Genomic DNA, 15864 nt, shown 5'->3' with positions numbered 1-15864 from the left:
ACGAGCTCGCCAGACACCTTTGCCAGACCTGCTCGTCACATCAGTACGTCAATAACAACGATCGGCGTCATGCCAGCCGGCAGCGCCGACACCGCATACCTTGCGCCACACAATAACAAACTACAGGAGTAGCACCCCATGACAGACGCTGCCGTCGCGGGGCCACAGGTCATCATCGGCCTGGGCATCGCCATCTTCGTCATGATCTATCTGGTATTGAAAACCCGCGTGCATGCCTTGCTGGCCTTGATCATCGCCGCCTCGCTGGCGGGGTTGATCGGCGGCATGCCGCCCAATGAGGTCATCAGTGCCATCACCACCGGTTTCGGCAAGACGCTTTCCACCATCGGTCTCGTGATCGGCTTCGGCGTGATGATGGGGCGTATCCTGGAGGTGACCGGTGCCGGGCAGCGCATGGCCTACGCCATCCTCAATCTGCTGGGCAAGAACAAGGAAGAGGCCGCGATGGCGCTGACGGGCTACATCGTCTCCATCCCGATCTTCTGTGATTCGGCCTACGTCATCCTCAACCCGCTGGTGCGTTCACTGGCGCGCAACAGCGGACGTTCGGTGATCGGTCTGGGCATCGCGCTGGCGGCCGGCTTGATCATCACCCACTCGAGCGTGCCACCGACTCCGGGCCCGCTGGGCGTGGCCGGTATCTTCGGTGTCGACATCGGTCTGATGATCGGCTGGGGCCTGGTGATTACTGCGCCGGCGCTGATTGCACTGGTGATCTATGCCCGCCTGATGGGGCCGCGTATCGAGGCGATGCTGGAAGCCCAGCCGGGTGGTTTCGAAGGTAGCGTCAAGCATGACACCGACAGCATGATGCCTGAATCGGAGCTGCCTTCCCTGCTGATGTCCTGCATGCCGATCGGCCTGCCCATCGCGCTGATCTTCCTCAATACGCTGGTCAGTGCCGTGATGGGCGATACCAGCAATGCGTTTACCAGCACCATAGCTTTCGTCGGCAACCCGGTGATCGCCGTGGGTATCGGGGTGCTGGTCGCCATCTATGGTCTGATGCCAAAGACCCCCAAGCAGGAAGTGTTCGATCATCTGGAAAAGGGCGTCGAGACGGCGGGTATCATCCTGCTGGTCACCGGTGCCGGTGGTGCGCTGGGCTCGGTGCTGCGTGCCAGTGGCGGCGGCGATTACATCGCCATGCAGGTGGCGGCACTGGGGCTTCAGCCGCTGTTGATTCCGTTCATCATCGCCACCCTGGTGCGCTTCATCCAGGGGAGTGGCACGGTGTCGATGATTACCGCGGCATCGATCTCCGCACCTATCCTGATGGGCATGCCGGACGTCAACATGGTGCTGGCCGCGCAGGCCGCCTGTATCGGCGCGATGTTCTTCAGCTACTTCAATGACAGCTATTTCTGGGTCGTCAATCGCATGCTCGGCGTCAAGAGCACCAAGCATCAGATGCTGGTGCTGACCCTGCCGACGACGCTGGCCTGGGCCATTTCCATCATCACCCTGTTGCTGCTCAACGCCATCGTCGGTTGAGCCAGCCAGAGCAGTCAGCTGCATCAAGAACGCCGGGCCTCATCGAGGCCCGGTTTTTCGTTGGATTTTCGTTCATGAGCGAGGTATCAACACGGACATGCGGCGCTTGAGCATTTCCGTCAGCGTGGCTTTCAACATCTGCGCATGTGATAAAGAAAGCAGGGCGATCGAAGGGAAATCAGACATGCCTTCACGAATGGCAATATTGGAGCAACACCTGAGTGCCACGACTCCTGCGAGGCTGAGTTTTGCCCCTGAACTCGAGAGGGACTTTGAACAGTTCGAGCATCGTCGGCGCATGAGTCGTGCCGTAATGGGTTGCTGGAGCCTGATCATCTTTCAGCTGATGTTCGTGCTCTATGACACCGTCTATGCGCCGGTCGCGATGCCGGTGACAGAGAATCTCGCCGTGATGCTGCGCCTGTATGTCTGCATCGCGCTCGCGATCCTCGTGCTGGTCCTCAAGAGCGAGGTCTGTCGCCCCGTCGGGCGCGAGGCGCTGCTGGTCGCGACCCTGTGGGGCGTGATCGGTCTGGCGGCGTGGCTGGCGGTGCGCGAGAACCACCTGCGCTGCTTCCTCGAACTCTATGCGCTGGGCGTGGTGCCACTGGTCGGTATCGTCCTGATGCAGCTGCGTTTCGTCGCGGCTCTGGTGCTGTCGGCAGGGGGGGGGGCCATCGTGATCAGCGTGGCGCTGGGCGTAACGATGCCCTATGCCCATATGGACTTCGCGATCGCCTTCGTCTTCATGGCGTTCTGCCTGTTTTCGCTGATCGCCAGCTTCCGCATCGAGTTCTCGGCCCGTCATGCCTATCTGATGACCTCCATCGATCAACTGCGCCTGCAGGATGTGGAGTCACGCAATGCCGAGCTGCAGGAAATGGCCTGTCTCGACCCGCTGACCCAGCTCTACAATCGCCGTCATCTGATCGAGGTGCTCAAGCAGCACCATGGCGATGCTCAGCAGGCGAAGAGCGGCGTGTCAGCGTCCCATCCGGTGCCACCATTGCCATGTCTGGCGCTGATGATGATGGATGTCGATCACTTCAAGGCCTTCAATGATCACTACGGGCATGTCGCGGGTGACAACTGCCTGTATCAGATCGCTCAGGCCTTGCAGGAAACATTGAACAGGGAAAAAGGTGCTGGCATCGCCGGTGCTCTCGAGGGGGACGAGGCTGCGTTGGCCAGCGTCGTCCGCTTTGGCGGTGAGGAATTTACCGCCCTGGTGGCCGTGCGGGATCTCGAGCATGCGCGCAGCCTGGCCGAGGCGATGCGCTATGCCATCAAGTCGCTCAAGCTGCCTCACCGCGAGTCGGAACTCGGCGTCGTCACTGTGAGTGTGGGGCTTTGCGTCATCCTCTTGTCGCGCCTGCTCGAGGGCGAGGGAATGGAGGATGAGATGACGCGTGACATGGCGGTCGAGACGCTGCTCAGCCGCTGGGTCGATCAGGCCGACAAGGGGCTCTATCGTGCCAAGCGACATGGCCGCAACCGTACCTGCGTGCAACGTGGCAGCGGCCATGGCAAGGCGCGCGCCCAGGCCAGTGATGACCTGCGTGATGACCTGCGTGATGGCCTTCACGATGGCCTTCATGATGAGCGCCAGGCTGCGCAGCAGGGTGAGCGGCAGAATGCGCAGCACGATGAACAGAAGGCTGAGTTGCCTGATCACAGGCCGCCGATGGGCGGAGCGGGCCTGTCATGAGAAGTCAAAAGCGACTCCCCGGCGGCCCCGAGGCGATGATGCCGGCGGCGGTGGCCGCCGAGCGCGGTGTCGTCGAGGGGCTGATCGACGGTCGCGGCGCGTCACGCTGGCGGCTCATGTTCCCCGACGCCCTCGAGACCCGGTATGTGGAAGAGACACGCGTCTCGCGCACGCGCGGCTTGCTGTATTCCGGCATCTTCGCCTTCGTGATGTATGCCACCTTCCTGATCAGTGACACCATTCATCGCAGTGAGGACCTGGCACTGGCCGCCATGCTGCGGCTGGGCGGTGTCTGCGTGGTGGCCATGCTGGTGCTGCCGCTGGTGCAGCGCGCGTCTTCCATGCGGCTCAAGGAATGACTGATGACCGCGCTGGTGATCAACACCATGCTGGTCAGCGCCATCCTGTTGCAGCTGTCGCGCACCGAGCTTTCGCATGTCGATACGCTGTTGTTCGGCTTCTTTCCCATGGTCGGCAACATTCTCTTTCGGCTGCGCTTCCCCCAGGCACTGACGGCGTCGCTGACCTGCACGCTCATCATGGCCGGGGTGATCGTGTTGGAACCTGCCGGTCAGGAGGGGCTGGAGCTGCTGGCGATGGTGATCTTCGTCAGCACCACGGGGCTCTCGCTATTGGCCAACCATCAGCTCGAGCACAATCAGCGTCAGGTGTGGTTGCTGCGCCAGCGTGAGCGACTGTTGCTGGAGGAGAAGCGGGCTGCCGGTCAACGTCTTACCCGAGAGGCCAACTGCGATGCACTGACGGGCGTCTTCAATCGGCGCCATCTGGAGCGGGATCTGGCCCAGCGCTGGGCGGATCTGACCCGTGAGGACGGGCTGGCGATCCTGATGGTGGATGTCGATCACTTCAAGACCTACAACGACCATCATGGACATGTGGAAGGGGATCACTGCCTGCAGCAGGTTGCCGAGGCGCTTCAGGCTGCCATCGGCCCGCAGCCGGGCATGGTGGTGCGCTATGGCGGCGAGGAATTCCTGGTTCTGCTGGAGTCTGTGACCGAGCGGCAATTGCGGGCCTGCGCCGAACGCATCCGCCGCAAGGTGCGTGCGATCAAGCTGATCCACCCCGATAGCGCGGTGGCGAAAGTACTGACCGTCAGCGTCGGTGCGGTGAGCTACAAGGCCGAGCAGCACACCAATCTGACCGATCTGGTGCGTGCGGCGGACGCAGCGCTCTATGACGCCAAGCATCAGGGGCGCGACTGCTGTGTCGTACGGTGAGTTTCTGGCGTGAAAGGGCAGAGCAACAAGAAAAAGGATAGAGAGAAGGGTGAAGAGTGAAGAGTGAAGAAAGGCAGAAATAGATAAAAGGGAAGAGGGAAGAGGGAAGAGGGAAGAGATGGAGACAACTGGGCGCGTTCTCGAAAGGGGCGCGCCTTGTCTTTTTGCCGCCATCAGGGCGCACATACCTGGCCGGCTCAGGGTGCGCAGCACGGCAGAATTCAAGATAAACCGCGTCCGACGGCCCCTGGCATTGGTCGTATTCGAGGCTCGACGTGTGGTTATCTTGATGTACGTCAATAAAGGCGGATGTGTGGCGAAATATAGATGGCAAGCCTGAGCATGCCGAGTGGAAAATACCTGGATGCTGTCATGCAATATGGCGGGCCTGATCGATCACCAACACGGCGATTGATCGGATGGTTGGGCCTGCGGCAAAGCGTCATCGTGCACGATAGCCTGGTGTTTTCTATGCTCTTTGGGTCAGCTGGTAGAAAGATGACTGCCATGATCGATGGAGTTTGGTGGTATGCCTTGTCGTCACGGGCCTGACCGTGATATCGCTGCGACTGTGCGTCCCACAACGGGATGAACAGAGTGCAACCCCTGGAGTCCTGAGGAGTCGCCCATGGAACTGGATCCCGTGATCCTGTCACGCATACAGTTCGGATTTGTCGTGTCCTTTCATGCCGTCTTTCCGGTGTTCACCATCGGTCTGGCGTCCTATGTGGCCTTGTTGCATGGCCTTTTCTACAAGACAGGCAATGCCGCCTGGGAACGTCTTGCGGCGTTCTGGGTAAAGGTATTCGCCGTGGTCTTCGCGATGGGCGTGGTCTCCGGCATCGTGATGGCCTTCCAGTTCGGCACCAACTGGAGCAACTTCAGTTATGCCACCTCCAACTTCATCGGCCCGATGCTCAGCTATGAGGTGGTGACTGCCTTCTTCCTCGAAGCCGGCTTCCTCGGCGTGCTGTTGTTCGGGCGTGGCAAGGTGCCGGAAGGCGTCCACCTGTTCGCGGCGCTGATGGTGTCATTGGGCACCTTCATCTCCTCCTTCTGGATCCTGTCCTCCAACAGCTGGATGCAGACACCGGCGGGCGTCGACTTCATCGATGGTCACTTCTTCGTGAATGACTGGAGCGCGGCCATCTTCAATGCTTCCTTCCCGTATCGCTTCACGCATATGGCGATCGCCTCGTTCTTGACCGGCGGCTTCGTGGTGGCCGGGGTGAGCGCCTGGTATCTGCTGATCGGGCGTGATGTCGAGGCCAACAAGCGCGCGCTGTCCATGTGCATGTGGCTGCTGCTGGTGCTGGCGCCGGCGCAGGCGGTGGTGGGTGACATGCACGGCATCAACACGCTGGAGCACCAGCCGACCAAGGTGGCGGCGATGGAAGGCAACTGGGAGACCCAGTCGGGCGCGCCCTTGCTGCTGTTCGCCTGGCCGGACAAGGAAGCCCAGATGAACCACTTCGAGATCGCGATTCCGAAGCTGGCCAGCCTGATCCTGACCCATGACCCCGATGGCGTGGTGCCGGGCCTCAAGGAGGTCGAGCCCGACATGCAGCCGCCGGTGTGGTTCGTGTTCTGGTCGTTCCGCGTGATGGTGGCGGTGGGGCTGGTGATGATCGCGGTGGCGTTCATCGGCCTGTTTCTGCGTCGCGATGGCAAGCTCTATCGCTCGCGCCCCTTCCTGCAGACGCTGCGTCTGATGTCGATCGCGCCATTCTTCGCCGTGCTGGCCGGGTGGTTCGTCACCGAGGCCGGGCGCTCTCCGTGGCTGGTCTACGAGATGATGACCCAGCAGGAGGCTGTCACGCCGTCACTGACCGGCTGGATGGTGCTTGCCACGCTGATCGGCTACTTCCTGGTCTATCTGGTGGTCTTCGTGACCGGCAGCTACTACCTGACGCGCGTCATCCGTGGCGGCATGCAGCCTGAGTTGCCGCATGACGATGTCGAAACCGCGATGCGCCCGCTGTCCGCCGCGCACGAGAGTCTCGATGATGATGCCAGCCGTACGGTAAGGAGTTGAGCACATGGAACTGATCAATCTGACCATGATCTGGGCGCTGATCATCGGCTTCGGCATCATGATGTACATCCTGATGGATGGCTTCGATCTCGGGGTCGGCATCCTCTATCCCTTCGCCCCGGATGAACACGCCCGCGACGTGATGATGAATTCGGTCGCGCCGGTCTGGGACGGCAATGAAACCTGGCTGGTGCTGGGCGGGGCCGGCTTGCTGGCGGCATTTCCGGCGGTGTACTCGATTCTGCTGCCGGCGCTGTATCTGGGGGTCTTTCTGATGCTGGCCGGGCTGATCTTCCGCGGGATCGCCTTCGAGTTCCGCTTCAAGTCCACGCGCAATCGGCATTGGTGGAACGTCGCCTTCAGTGGCGGTTCCTACGTGGCGACCTTCTGTCAGGGCGTGGTGGTCGGGGCCTATATCCAGGGCTTTGCCACCGAAGGCCATATCTATGTCGGCGGCGCCTTTGACTGGCTGACCCCCTTCACGGTGATCACCGGGCTCGCGCTGGTGGCGGGCTACGCTCTGCTGGGCGCCACCTGGACCATTCTGAAGAGTGAAGGCGAGGTTCAGGCCTGGGCCTATCGCATCACGCCCAAGCTGTTGATTGCCGTGCTGGTCGGCTTCGGGGTCATCAGCCTCTACACGCCGTTCGTAGATGAATACGTGCGCGAGCGCTGGTTCAATCATATCGGCATGTTCTGGGTCTTCCCGGTGCTGGCACTGTGCTGTGCGGCCTTCATCTGGCGTGCCGTCAGCAAGCGTCTGGAGGGCCAGCCGTTCGTCGCGACCCTGGGGCTGTTCCTGTTCACCTATCTGGGGCTGATCTTCAGCAAGTGGCCGTATCTGGTGCCGCCGGACATCACCATCTGGGATGCAGCGTCAGACCCGGGCGCGCAGCTGTTCCTGCTGATCGGCGTACTGTTCGTGATTCCCATCGTGCTGGGCTATACCGCCTGGAGCTACTGGGTCTTCCGCGGCAAGGTGCAGGACGGTGGCTATCACTGATCTCACGCAAGGGGCAGCGCAGGGGGCAGAGCAGGGGGCAGCACAGGAGGCCCCGACCAGCGCCGCTGGCAATGACACGTCGCGCGCCAGCGTCAGCGACGCCAGTGTCACTGGCAAGGAGCGCGACAAGGCCAGACGCAAGGCTGCCGGCAAGTGGCTCACCCAACAGGCGACGCGCGAGCGTCGCCTGTTGGCTATGGCGGCGCTGTGCGGCACATTGGCGGGGCTGGCAACGGTTGCGCAACTGGTACTGCTGGCCTGGCTGGTCACTCAGGTGATCGAGCAGCCCGAGGCGTTGGCTCGCCTGTGGTGGCCGTTTGGCGGCCTGGTGGCGCTGCTGGCGGTGCGCGCCATGCTGAGTGCCGCGCAGGAGCTATGTGCCCAGAAGGCCAGCCAGCGCCTGCGCCAGCGGGTGCGTCGAGAGGTACTGGATCACCTGCAGGCATTGGGCCCGGTGCGCGCCGCGCAGTTTCATGGCGCCGATGTGGCCCAGCGCTGGGTCGAGCAGGTCGAGGCGCTGGAAGGCTACTTTGCGCGTTTCCACGTGCAGCTGCGCCTGGTGCTGATCAGCCCGCTGGTGATTCTGGCCATCGTGGTCAGTCAGGACTGGCTGGCGGCGATTCTGCTCGCGCTGACCGCGCCGCTGATTCCGCTGTTCATGGCGCTGGTCGGCATGGGGGCCGAGTCGCTCAATCGCGAGCAGTTCGTCGCGGTCGCGCGCCTGTCGCGCCACTTCGTCGATCGCGTCCGCGGGATCACCACGCTGCGCCTGTTCGGCCTGGGCGAGCAGGCCACGCGCGAGGTCACGCTGGTCGCCGATGATTATCGCCGCCGCAGTCTGCGCACGCTGCGCCTCGCCTTCCTCTCATCAGCGGTACTGGAGTTCTTCTCGTCGGTGTCGATCGCGGTGGTCGCGATCTATATCGGCTTCGGTCTGCTGGGCGATATTCCCTTCGGGCCCGCCCAGTCGCTGACCCTGTTCAGCGGGCTGCTGATCCTGCTGCTGGCACCGGAGTTCTTCCAGCCGCTGCGCACCCTGTCTCAGCACTATCATGATCGCGCCTCGGCCTTGGCTGCCGCAGACTCGCTGCTGGAGCTGCTCGACACGCCCATCGCGTCGGCGCGTCAGGCCTCCACGACGGCGTCGGACAGTGTCTCGCTGCCCAACGATGTGATGTTGCAACTGGAGGCCGTCACGCTGACGCATCCCGGACGGGGCAGGGTGCTTGGCCCGCTGGATCTCACCTTGAAGGCCCACGAGGTGCTGGTGATCAGCGGCCCGTCCGGGGCCGGCAAGTCATCGCTGTTGCAACTGATGGCGGGATTCGTGGCGCCTGATGAAGGCCGCTGTCGTCGCCATGCGGCCACAGGCCTTGCCTGGATGGATCAACGCCCGCTGCTGATGCAGGGCAGTCTGGCCGACAACCTGCGTATCACCGCGCCAGACGCCAGCGACGATGACATCGCGCAGGCGCTGACGCGCGCTGGACTCGCCGAAGTGCTGGCCGCCTTGCCACAGGGCATCGATAGCCCGTTGGGCGAAGGCGGGCGTGGGCTATCCGGCGGCCAGGCTCAGCGTCTGGCGTTGGCGCGGGTCTTCTTGAGCGATGCGCCGCTGGTGTTGCTCGACGAGCCGACCGCCAGTCTGGACGCCGAGACCGAACAGCGCCTGATCGCCGGTTTCCAGGCGTTGGCCGAAGAAGGCCGCACGCTGGTCATCGCCACCCACCATCCGGCCTTGAGGGCCATGGCGACGCGTCAGCTGCATCTGACCCGTGATGGGGTCGTTGGCACCACTGGAGAGACACAGGATTCTGGGGAGGGCGCATCATGATCGGACCCGCTCGCACTCTCGGTCCTGGCTCCACCCCCTCGACGCGCGAGGCGCTGGCCGCGCTGGCGCCCTGGTGGCGGGTGCATGAGCGCTATCGGCGTCGACTGCTGCTGGGCGTGGTGCTGATGACACTGACCGCGCTGTCGGCACTCGGACTGCTGGCGGTCTCGGGGTGGTTCATCACGGCGTCGGCCCTGACGGGGGCGGCGCTGGCTGCCGGAGCCGTTGCGGTGCTGGATGTCTACACGCCGGGCAGCGCGATTCGCCTGTTTGCCGTTTCGCGCACCGTCTCGCGCTATCTGGAGCGTCTCTACAATCACGACACCATCCTGCGACTGCTGGCCAGCCTGCGCGGCAGTGCCTTTGCCTCGCTGGTCAGCATGGACCCCGCGCGGCTGGCTGCTCGGCGTTCCAGTGACTGGCTCAATCGTCTGACCGCGGATATCGACACCCTCGATGCGCTCTATCTGCGTCTGGCGGCGCCTCCGGTGATGGCCTTGCTGCTGATCGTGGCGCTGCTTGGCATCACGCTGGTGTGGCTGCCGGGCGCGACGCCGTGGCTGGCGCTCTTGCTGTTGACTGGCTGGGCGTGGCTGACACTCGGGCAGGCGCGCTGGGGCCTGGTGGCCAGCCGCCGGCGCGTGACCACTCTGGAGACATTGCGCTCGAGCCTGATGGAGGCGCTGCGCGGGCATGCCGAACTCGAGGCCTACGCGGCGCTTGGCCATGTGCGTAAGCAGCTGGAGGCGGTGGAGGCGCGTCTGTTGGCGGACCAATGGCGGCTGGCGGTCATCAGTGCCGTCGGCAATGCGCTGGCCGTGCTGGTGATCGGGCTTGCCTGGTTGCTGTTGCTGGCGATGGGCATGCTCGCCCTGCGCGACGGCCAGCTCAGCGGCCCGATGCTGGTGATGTTGCCGCTCGCGGCGATGGCGCTGGGCGAGGGGCTGGCGGGGCTACCGGCGGCCTTCAGTCAGGCCGGGGCGACGCTTGGCGCTGCGGAGCGCCTCAATGATATCGAGCACGCCGCGGGCGTCATGCATGGCGATGCTCGCCTGCCAGCAGGGCCGATCAGCGTGACGCTGGAGCAGGTCAGCTACCGCTATCCGGGCGCCTTGTTCGAGGCATTTTCAAACGTCTCGCTCACTATCGAGGCCGGTGAGCAGGTCGCGATCTGTGGCGCCTCCGGCGCTGGCAAGTCGACGCTGGCGGCGCTGCTGACCGGGCAGACCAGCCTGGTCTCCCGCGGCCTGCAGAGCAGGCGCAATGAAGCGCTGAAAGGGTGTGTTGAAGAGAAGAGCGCAGTGGGTGGACAGCAGAGCGGGCGGGTATTGCTCAATGGCCGTGAGGTGCATCACTACGCGCCTCTGGCGATTGCCGGTGGCGTCGGCTGCCTCACCCAGCAAGTCGATCTGTTCGATGCCAGTCTGGCTGACAACCTGCGACTGGGGGCCGCCGACGCCGATGATGCCGCGCTATGGCGGGTGCTGAACGCGGTGGATCTCGCCGACTGGGTCGCGAGTCTGCCGCAGGGGCTGGCGACACGTGTCGGTGAGGGCGGTCGTCAGGTGTCGGGCGGTCAGGCCCGGCGCATCAGTCTGGCGCGCCTGGCGCTGACCAACCCCGGCCTCGTGCTGCTGGATGAGCCCTTCTCGGGGCTGGATGCCACGACAGCGCAACGCGTCGCGCTGGGGCTTGCTGACTGGCTGGCGGGCAGAACGGTGATCTATCTGCTGCATGAGCATGATCTCGCGGCACCACGCCCCGGCACCGAGGCCGTGACCCGCGTCTGCTGGCTGGATCGCTGAGCATCCATCGGGATCAAATCATGGCAGGGTATAAATGCGAAAAAGCCTCCCGGGCAGGGTGCCCGGGAGGCTTTCTTGTCACTGGACCCGCCGATCAGGCTCAGTCAGTTGGGCTCAGTCAATCAGTCCCAGTCGGGGGCGATGTCCGGGTTGGCGATACGCTCGCCGCGGTCCAGCTCGGCGATCTTGGCCATGTCCTCGCCGGTCAGCGTCAGCGAGAAGGCCTCGATGTTGCTGCGGATGTTCTTCGGCTTGGTGGAGGACGGGAAGGTCACGATGTCCTGCATCTTCAGCCACGCCAGGGCGATCTGCGCCGGGCTGACACCGTGGCGGTCCGCGATGATCTTGAGGGTCTCGTCATCCATCACCTTGCCGACGGCCAGCGGCATGAAGGCGCTGACTTCCAGCCCCAGCTCTTGACACTTGTCGAGCACCTTGCGGTTCTGCAGGAAGGGATGCACCTCGACCTGATTGGTCAGCAGCTCATCACGCCCCAGAATGCCGACGGCGCGTTCCATCTGCTCGCAGGTGAAGTTGGAAATGCCGATATGACGCGTCTTCTCCTCGGCCTTCATCTTGGCGAGCGCCGGCAGGTAGTCCTCCATGGCGACTTCGTCATTGGGTGACGGCCAGTGGATCAACAGTAGGTCGACGTAGTCCATCTGGAGCTTCTCGAGGCTTTCCTCGACGCTCTTTTCCAAGTCACCGGGCTGGAGGCGGTCGTACCAGATCTTGGTGGTGACAAACAGCTCGCTGCGTGGGATGCCGCTGTCGGCGAGCACCTGTCCCACTTCGGCTTCATTGCCGTAGAACTGGGCGGTATCGAAATGACGATAGCCGGCGTCCAGCGCCGCCTTCATGCTCTCACGCAGGGTGTCGCCTTCCAGACGGAAGGTGCCAAAGCCGGGATTCGGTAGGGTAGTCGACATGCGGTAACTCCTGTTGACGTTCCCGCCGGGTGTGGCGGGGACGTTTCCATGTGTTGTGTCGTGTTTACTGGGGCTGTGAAACTGGCGCGACAATGGCGTGCCTAAGCATCAGTCATGTGCCGGTTGCGCAACAATCCTGCGCCGCCCGCCATGCGCCTCATTCGTTGGCCGTGATCACGAATTTCAGGGCGCGACGCTCACCACTCTTCAGTTCCGCGAGGCAGGACGGCAGCGCCGTGAACGGCTCGATGCAGGGTGCCGGCTGATTCATGGAGCCATCGGCGATCGCTTCGAGCAGACCTTCCCCCGCCTCGACCAGGCGTGCCCAGTCCTCGTCGTCGCCCGCCCAGTGCAGCGCGCCCAGCGCGACTTCGTGCTGCGAGATGGCGCGATCGAAGGCCGGCGCGGCCGGCTGCTCCAGACGGTCCTGGATGCAGACGATGTGGCCATTGGCCCCCAGGTGGCGGGTCATCTTGTGGGCGTGATCACCATTGACGGTATCGATCACGGCGAAGACCGGCGCGTCCAGCTGCTCGGCGTCCGCAAGCGTCTCGTCGGCGCCCAGCGCCTTGAGGTCCGCGTGGCGCTTCTCGGAGGCAACACCAATGACGTGGAAGTTGCGCTGTCTGGCCAGCTGGATCAACCAGCGGCCCACGCTGCCGGAGGCGCCGGTGATCAGCAGGCGTCGCCCGGTCTTGATGGGTAGCTTGTCGATGGCAAGCCAGGCGGTCAGTGCCGGACACGGGAAGGCGGCGGCGTCATTGAAGCCCAGGGTGACGGGCAGGCGCATCACGGCGCGCGCCGGTACACGCAGGCGTTTGCTGAAGGTGCCCGGCCCCGCCAGGGTGGTGTGGACCGCGATGCGATCCCCCGGCGATACGTGACTGACATTGGCACCGCAGGCGATTACCTCGCCGGAGGCATCGACCCCGGGAATCTGGCCGGCTTGCCACAGCTCGCTGTCCATCGCCATGAACTTCCAGTCGACGGGATTGAGGCCGATGGCACGCGTGGCGACCAGTACCTCGTCGTCACCCGGGGCGCCGATGTCCACCTCTGACTGCTCGAGCGCCTCAGGCTCGCCCGGGCCTTGCCAGACCCAGGCGGGCGCCCGGGTGGCGCTGTGACTGATGTCTTGTGTGGTGGTCTCTGTGGAATCTGACATGGGATCTCCTTGCAGCGTGAACGGTTAATCCTTTCCGCCATGGCGGGGGCAGGTCGCGCGACTCGCCCGGCTTGCCAGTGCGCTCAGCCAGCCGGGCAGATCAGTGCAACCCTTGCGCCCTCATGAGAAGTGCGGCAGCACCTCACGCCCCAGTTCCTCGAGGGTTTCCGTGAGCGGGCGGCGATTGCGACGCAGGTGGAAGCCGATGTGATTCACCCCGGCATCCTGCATGGCCGACAGTTCTTCCATGAGGGCAAGGCGGCCACTCGACAACCCGAAGCGATGACGACGCACCGGGGCGTGCGGGTCTTCTTCCAGATTGAGATGGATGAAACTGACGTAGGGTTTGTCACCGGCGACCTGACGCCAGAGCGCCACGCGACGGATGTGATCCTCCGGCGTGCCCGGGTAGGCCAGCCAGCCGTCCATCTCGCGACCGATCCACTCGGGCGTCTGCTGGGAGAGCCCGGCACTCAACAGCGGCGGACGCGTCGCGGCAGGCAGGATGGCCTGACCTTCGCTCAGGGCGTCGTCCGCCTGGCCCTTGATGACGTCCACCGCGTGACGGAAGGCGGCACCACGGGTCGCGAACTCCTCACCGAACAGCGGGTATTCCGCCGGTCGGTCGCCACTGGCGACGCCCAGCAGCAGGCGGTCTTCGCTCAGGGCCTGCACGCTGGCGGCGGCCTTTCTCACCAGCCACGGCTGGCGCAGCGGCAGCACCGCAGCGGCAGTACCCAGCAGCAGGTTGTCGGTGTGACTGGCCAGATAGCCCAGGTAGGTGAACAGCTCGAAGACCTGACCGGCATCGCCGAAGGCGGGGTCGAACAGCGGCACATCCCGCAACCAGGCGGCGCGGAAGCCGAGCCTGTCGACCTGGCCGATCAGCTCGGCATGGGCGCGCATGTCAGGCACGCCGAAGGGCGTGGAGGGGGCTCTGTCAGTGCGGACCCAGTCATTGTCGAGGGGCAGTTCGACGCCCAGGGTCAGGGGGCCTTGGGTAAGGCGATCCAGCGGGCGGGTCGGGGAGATCATGGTGGACTCCTTCAGCAAGCAGGTGGGTAGACGACGGTGCCCCCGAGCCAGCAGGCTGAGCTGTCGGAATCGGGGGCACGTCGTGATGGCGGGAGGCTTCGCGGCGGATCAGGCGGTCGCGATGGAAGAGTCGTGACGCTTGTCGAGGCGACCGGCCACCAGGGTCAGCAGCAGGGCGGCGGTGACGATCAGCGCGCCGATCCAGGCGGTGTCGGTCAGTGCCATCCCGGAGACCACCTGGCCACCGACGATGGAGCCCAGCGCGATGCCGATGTTGAAGGCGGCGATGTTGAGGCCGGAGGCCACGTCAACGGCCTGCGGCACGAAGCGTTCGGCCTGCTGCACGACGTAGACCTGCAGGCCCGGCACGTTGCCGAAGGCGAAGGCACCCCAGATCAGGATGGTGATCACGGCGGTGATCGGGTTGGCGGCAGTGAAGGTCAGCACGCCGAGGATGACGATCAGGCCACCGAAGATCAGGGTCAGGGCGCGAATCGGACCCATGCGGTCGGCCAGCTTGCCGCCCTGGAGGTTGCCGATGGCGACCGAGATACCGTAGACCAGCATGATCAGACTGATGGCGCCTTCATTGAAGCCACTGACGTCCTGCAGCAGCGGGGCCAGGTAGGTGAAGGCCGTGAAGGTGCCGCCGTAGCCCAGAATGGTGATCAGGTAGACCAGCAGCAGGCGCGGATGGGTCAGCACCTTGAGCTGTTGGGCGAAGGTGGCCGGTACGCTCTTCTTGAGATTGTTGGGCACCAGGATGGCGCTGCCGATCAATGCCAGCACGCCGAGGACCGAGACCACGAGGAAGGTGGCGCGCCAGCCGAAGTGCTGACCGATCCAGGTGCCCAGCGGCACGCCGGTGACCAGTGCCACGGTCAGGCCGGTGAACATGATGGCGATCGCACTGGCTTCCTTGTCCTTGCTCACCAGGCTTGTCGCGATGGTGGAGCCGATGGAGAAGAAGACCCCGTGGGCCAGGCCAGTCAGTATGCGTGCCGTGATCAGCGAGCTATAGCTGGGTGCCTGCCAGGCCAGCAGGTTGCCGGCGATGAACAGTGCCATCAGGGCCAGCAGTACCAGCTTGCGATTGAAGCGGCCGGTCATGGCGGTCAGCACGGGGGCGCCGATGGCGACACCGACGGCATACAGGCTGACCAGCAGGCCAGCGGAAGGCAGAGAGACGCTCAGGTCCTGAGCGATGGTGGGTACCAGTCCGACGATCACGAACTCGGTGGTCCCGATGGCAAAGGCGCTCAATGTCAGCGCCAGCAGGGCAAGGGGCATGGCAGTTCTCCATCAGCAATGGGTGGGTCTTGGATGCTGTGCAGTCTGCCGTGAGATACCTTTGTGATAAACGCGCGAAATGATGAAAGACTTTTGCAGTTTTCGTAAAGATTCCCGATGACGACGTCCTTTCCCCCCATCTTTGCAGCGCCTGTCTCTGTCAGCTTGTGTCGCCATCTCGATCTCATGCCAGATGGCGCCACAGGGTGACTCAACAGCGTGATTCAACAGGGGGGCTCGACAGGGGGGCTCGACAGGGGGGCTCGACAGGGCGACTCAACCGGGCGACTCAACAGCGGGATTC

12 protein-coding genes are annotated in these 15864 nt (G+C 63.9%); 8 read left to right on the top strand and 4 right to left on the bottom strand.

Features of this window, described 5'->3' with window-relative positions; translation table 11 throughout:
• Positions 1 to 138 precede the first annotated feature (138 nt).
• The 8 genes from U0O11_RS10000 to U0O11_RS09965 all read left to right on the top strand — a co-directional run bounded on the left by U0O11_RS10000 (position 139) and on the right by U0O11_RS09965 (position 11141).
• Positions 139 to 1515 carry a GntP family permease gene (locus U0O11_RS10000; RefSeq protein ID WP_215822963.1) on the top strand — a complete coding sequence of 459 codons (1377 nt, stop codon included), beginning with the start codon at positions 139 to 141 and terminating at the stop codon, positions 1513 to 1515.
• 298 nt (positions 1516 to 1813) lie between these two features.
• Positions 1814 to 3223, top strand: a complete 1410-nt coding sequence (locus U0O11_RS09995) for a GGDEF domain-containing protein (RefSeq protein ID WP_324689709.1) — start codon at positions 1814 to 1816, stop codon at positions 3221 to 3223.
• Complete coding sequence (locus U0O11_RS09990) at positions 3220 to 3582, top strand: hypothetical protein (protein ID WP_324689708.1); 363 nt, start codon at positions 3220 to 3222, stop codon at positions 3580 to 3582. The genes U0O11_RS09995 and U0O11_RS09990 overlap by 4 nt, the downstream gene beginning before the upstream one ends.
• Before the next feature lie 3 nt (positions 3583 to 3585).
• Complete coding sequence (locus U0O11_RS09985) at positions 3586 to 4464, top strand: GGDEF domain-containing protein (RefSeq protein WP_324689707.1); 879 nt, start codon at positions 3586 to 3588, stop codon at positions 4462 to 4464.
• 628 nt (positions 4465 to 5092) lie between these two features.
• Entirely contained in the window at positions 5093 to 6499 is a 1407-nt protein-coding gene (locus U0O11_RS09980; RefSeq protein ID WP_054557186.1) for a cytochrome ubiquinol oxidase subunit I, read from the top strand.
• Between the two features lie 4 nt (positions 6500 to 6503).
• On the top strand, positions 6504 to 7502 hold the full coding sequence (gene cydB, locus U0O11_RS09975) for a cytochrome d ubiquinol oxidase subunit II (protein WP_054557187.1): 999 nt from the start codon (positions 6504 to 6506) through the stop codon (positions 7500 to 7502).
• A complete protein-coding gene (gene cydD, locus U0O11_RS09970) occupies positions 7489 to 9336 on the top strand; it encodes a thiol reductant ABC exporter subunit CydD (RefSeq protein ID WP_324689706.1) in 1848 nt (615 codons plus the stop codon). Before cydB ends, cydD begins: the two co-directional genes overlap by 14 nt.
• Positions 9333 to 11141, top strand: coding sequence for an amino acid ABC transporter ATP-binding/permease protein (locus U0O11_RS09965; protein WP_324689705.1), 1809 nt, complete (start codon positions 9333 to 9335; stop codon positions 11139 to 11141). The genes cydD and U0O11_RS09965 overlap by 4 nt, the downstream gene beginning before the upstream one ends.
• Positions 11142 to 11263: 122 nt before the next feature.
• On the opposite strand, the gene dkgB is transcribed toward U0O11_RS09965, so the two are convergent.
• From dkgB to U0O11_RS09945, 4 genes are all read right to left on the bottom strand, one after another.
• On the bottom strand, positions 11264 to 12070 hold the full coding sequence (gene dkgB / locus U0O11_RS09960) for a 2,5-didehydrogluconate reductase DkgB (RefSeq protein WP_054557189.1): 807 nt from the start codon (positions 12068 to 12070) through the stop codon (positions 11264 to 11266).
• Positions 12071 to 12227: 157 nt separating this feature from the next.
• The gene (locus tag U0O11_RS09955) at positions 12228 to 13235 is read right to left on the bottom strand and encodes an alcohol dehydrogenase catalytic domain-containing protein (protein ID WP_324689704.1); all 1008 of its coding nucleotides are present in this window, start codon (positions 13233 to 13235) and stop codon (positions 12228 to 12230) included.
• 120 nt (positions 13236 to 13355) lie between these two features.
• Positions 13356 to 14270 carry a TIGR03571 family LLM class oxidoreductase gene (locus U0O11_RS09950; RefSeq protein ID WP_192839228.1) on the bottom strand — a complete coding sequence of 305 codons (915 nt, stop codon included), beginning with the start codon at positions 14268 to 14270 and terminating at the stop codon, positions 13356 to 13358.
• A gap of 108 nt (positions 14271 to 14378) precedes the next feature.
• Entirely contained in the window at positions 14379 to 15560 is a 1182-nt protein-coding gene (locus U0O11_RS09945) for an MFS transporter (RefSeq protein WP_324689703.1), read from the bottom strand.
• Positions 15561 to 15864 lie beyond the last annotated feature (304 nt).

The sequence above is a fragment of the Cobetia sp. D5 genome (assembly GCF_035666195.1).
GTDB lineage: Bacteria > Pseudomonadota > Gammaproteobacteria > Pseudomonadales > Halomonadaceae > Cobetia > Cobetia amphilecti.
This window is presented reverse-complemented; position numbering and strand designations above follow the sequence as displayed.

Bases quoted from the DNA above. Each gene is read 5' to 3' on its own strand.
- U0O11_RS10000 (WP_215822963.1), top strand. From the start codon at position 139: ATGACAGACGCTGCCGTCGCGGGGCCACAGGTCATCATCGGCCTGGGC.
- U0O11_RS09995 (WP_324689709.1), top strand. From the start codon at position 1,814: ATGAGTCGTGCCGTAATGGGTTGCTGGAGCCTGATCATCTTTCAGCTG.
- U0O11_RS09990 (WP_324689708.1), top strand. From the start codon at position 3,220: ATGAGAAGTCAAAAGCGACTCCCCGGCGGCCCCGAGGCGATGATGCCG.
- U0O11_RS09985 (WP_324689707.1), top strand. From the start codon at position 3,586: ATGACCGCGCTGGTGATCAACACCATGCTGGTCAGCGCCATCCTGTTG.
- U0O11_RS09980 (WP_054557186.1), top strand. From the start codon at position 5,093: ATGGAACTGGATCCCGTGATCCTGTCACGCATACAGTTCGGATTTGTC.
- cydB (WP_054557187.1), top strand. From the start codon at position 6,504: ATGGAACTGATCAATCTGACCATGATCTGGGCGCTGATCATCGGCTTC.
- U0O11_RS09965 (WP_324689705.1), top strand. From the start codon at position 9,333: ATGATCGGACCCGCTCGCACTCTCGGTCCTGGCTCCACCCCCTCGACG.
- dkgB (WP_054557189.1), bottom strand. From the start codon at position 12,070: ATGTCGACTACCCTACCGAATCCCGGCTTTGGCACCTTCCGTCTGGAA.
- U0O11_RS09955 (WP_324689704.1), bottom strand. From the start codon at position 13,235: ATGTCAGATTCCACAGAGACCACCACACAAGACATCAGTCACAGCGCC.
- U0O11_RS09950 (WP_192839228.1), bottom strand. From the start codon at position 14,270: ATGATCTCCCCGACCCGCCCGCTGGATCGCCTTACCCAAGGCCCCCTG.
- U0O11_RS09945 (WP_324689703.1), bottom strand. From the start codon at position 15,560: ATGCCCCTTGCCCTGCTGGCGCTGACATTGAGCGCCTTTGCCATCGGG.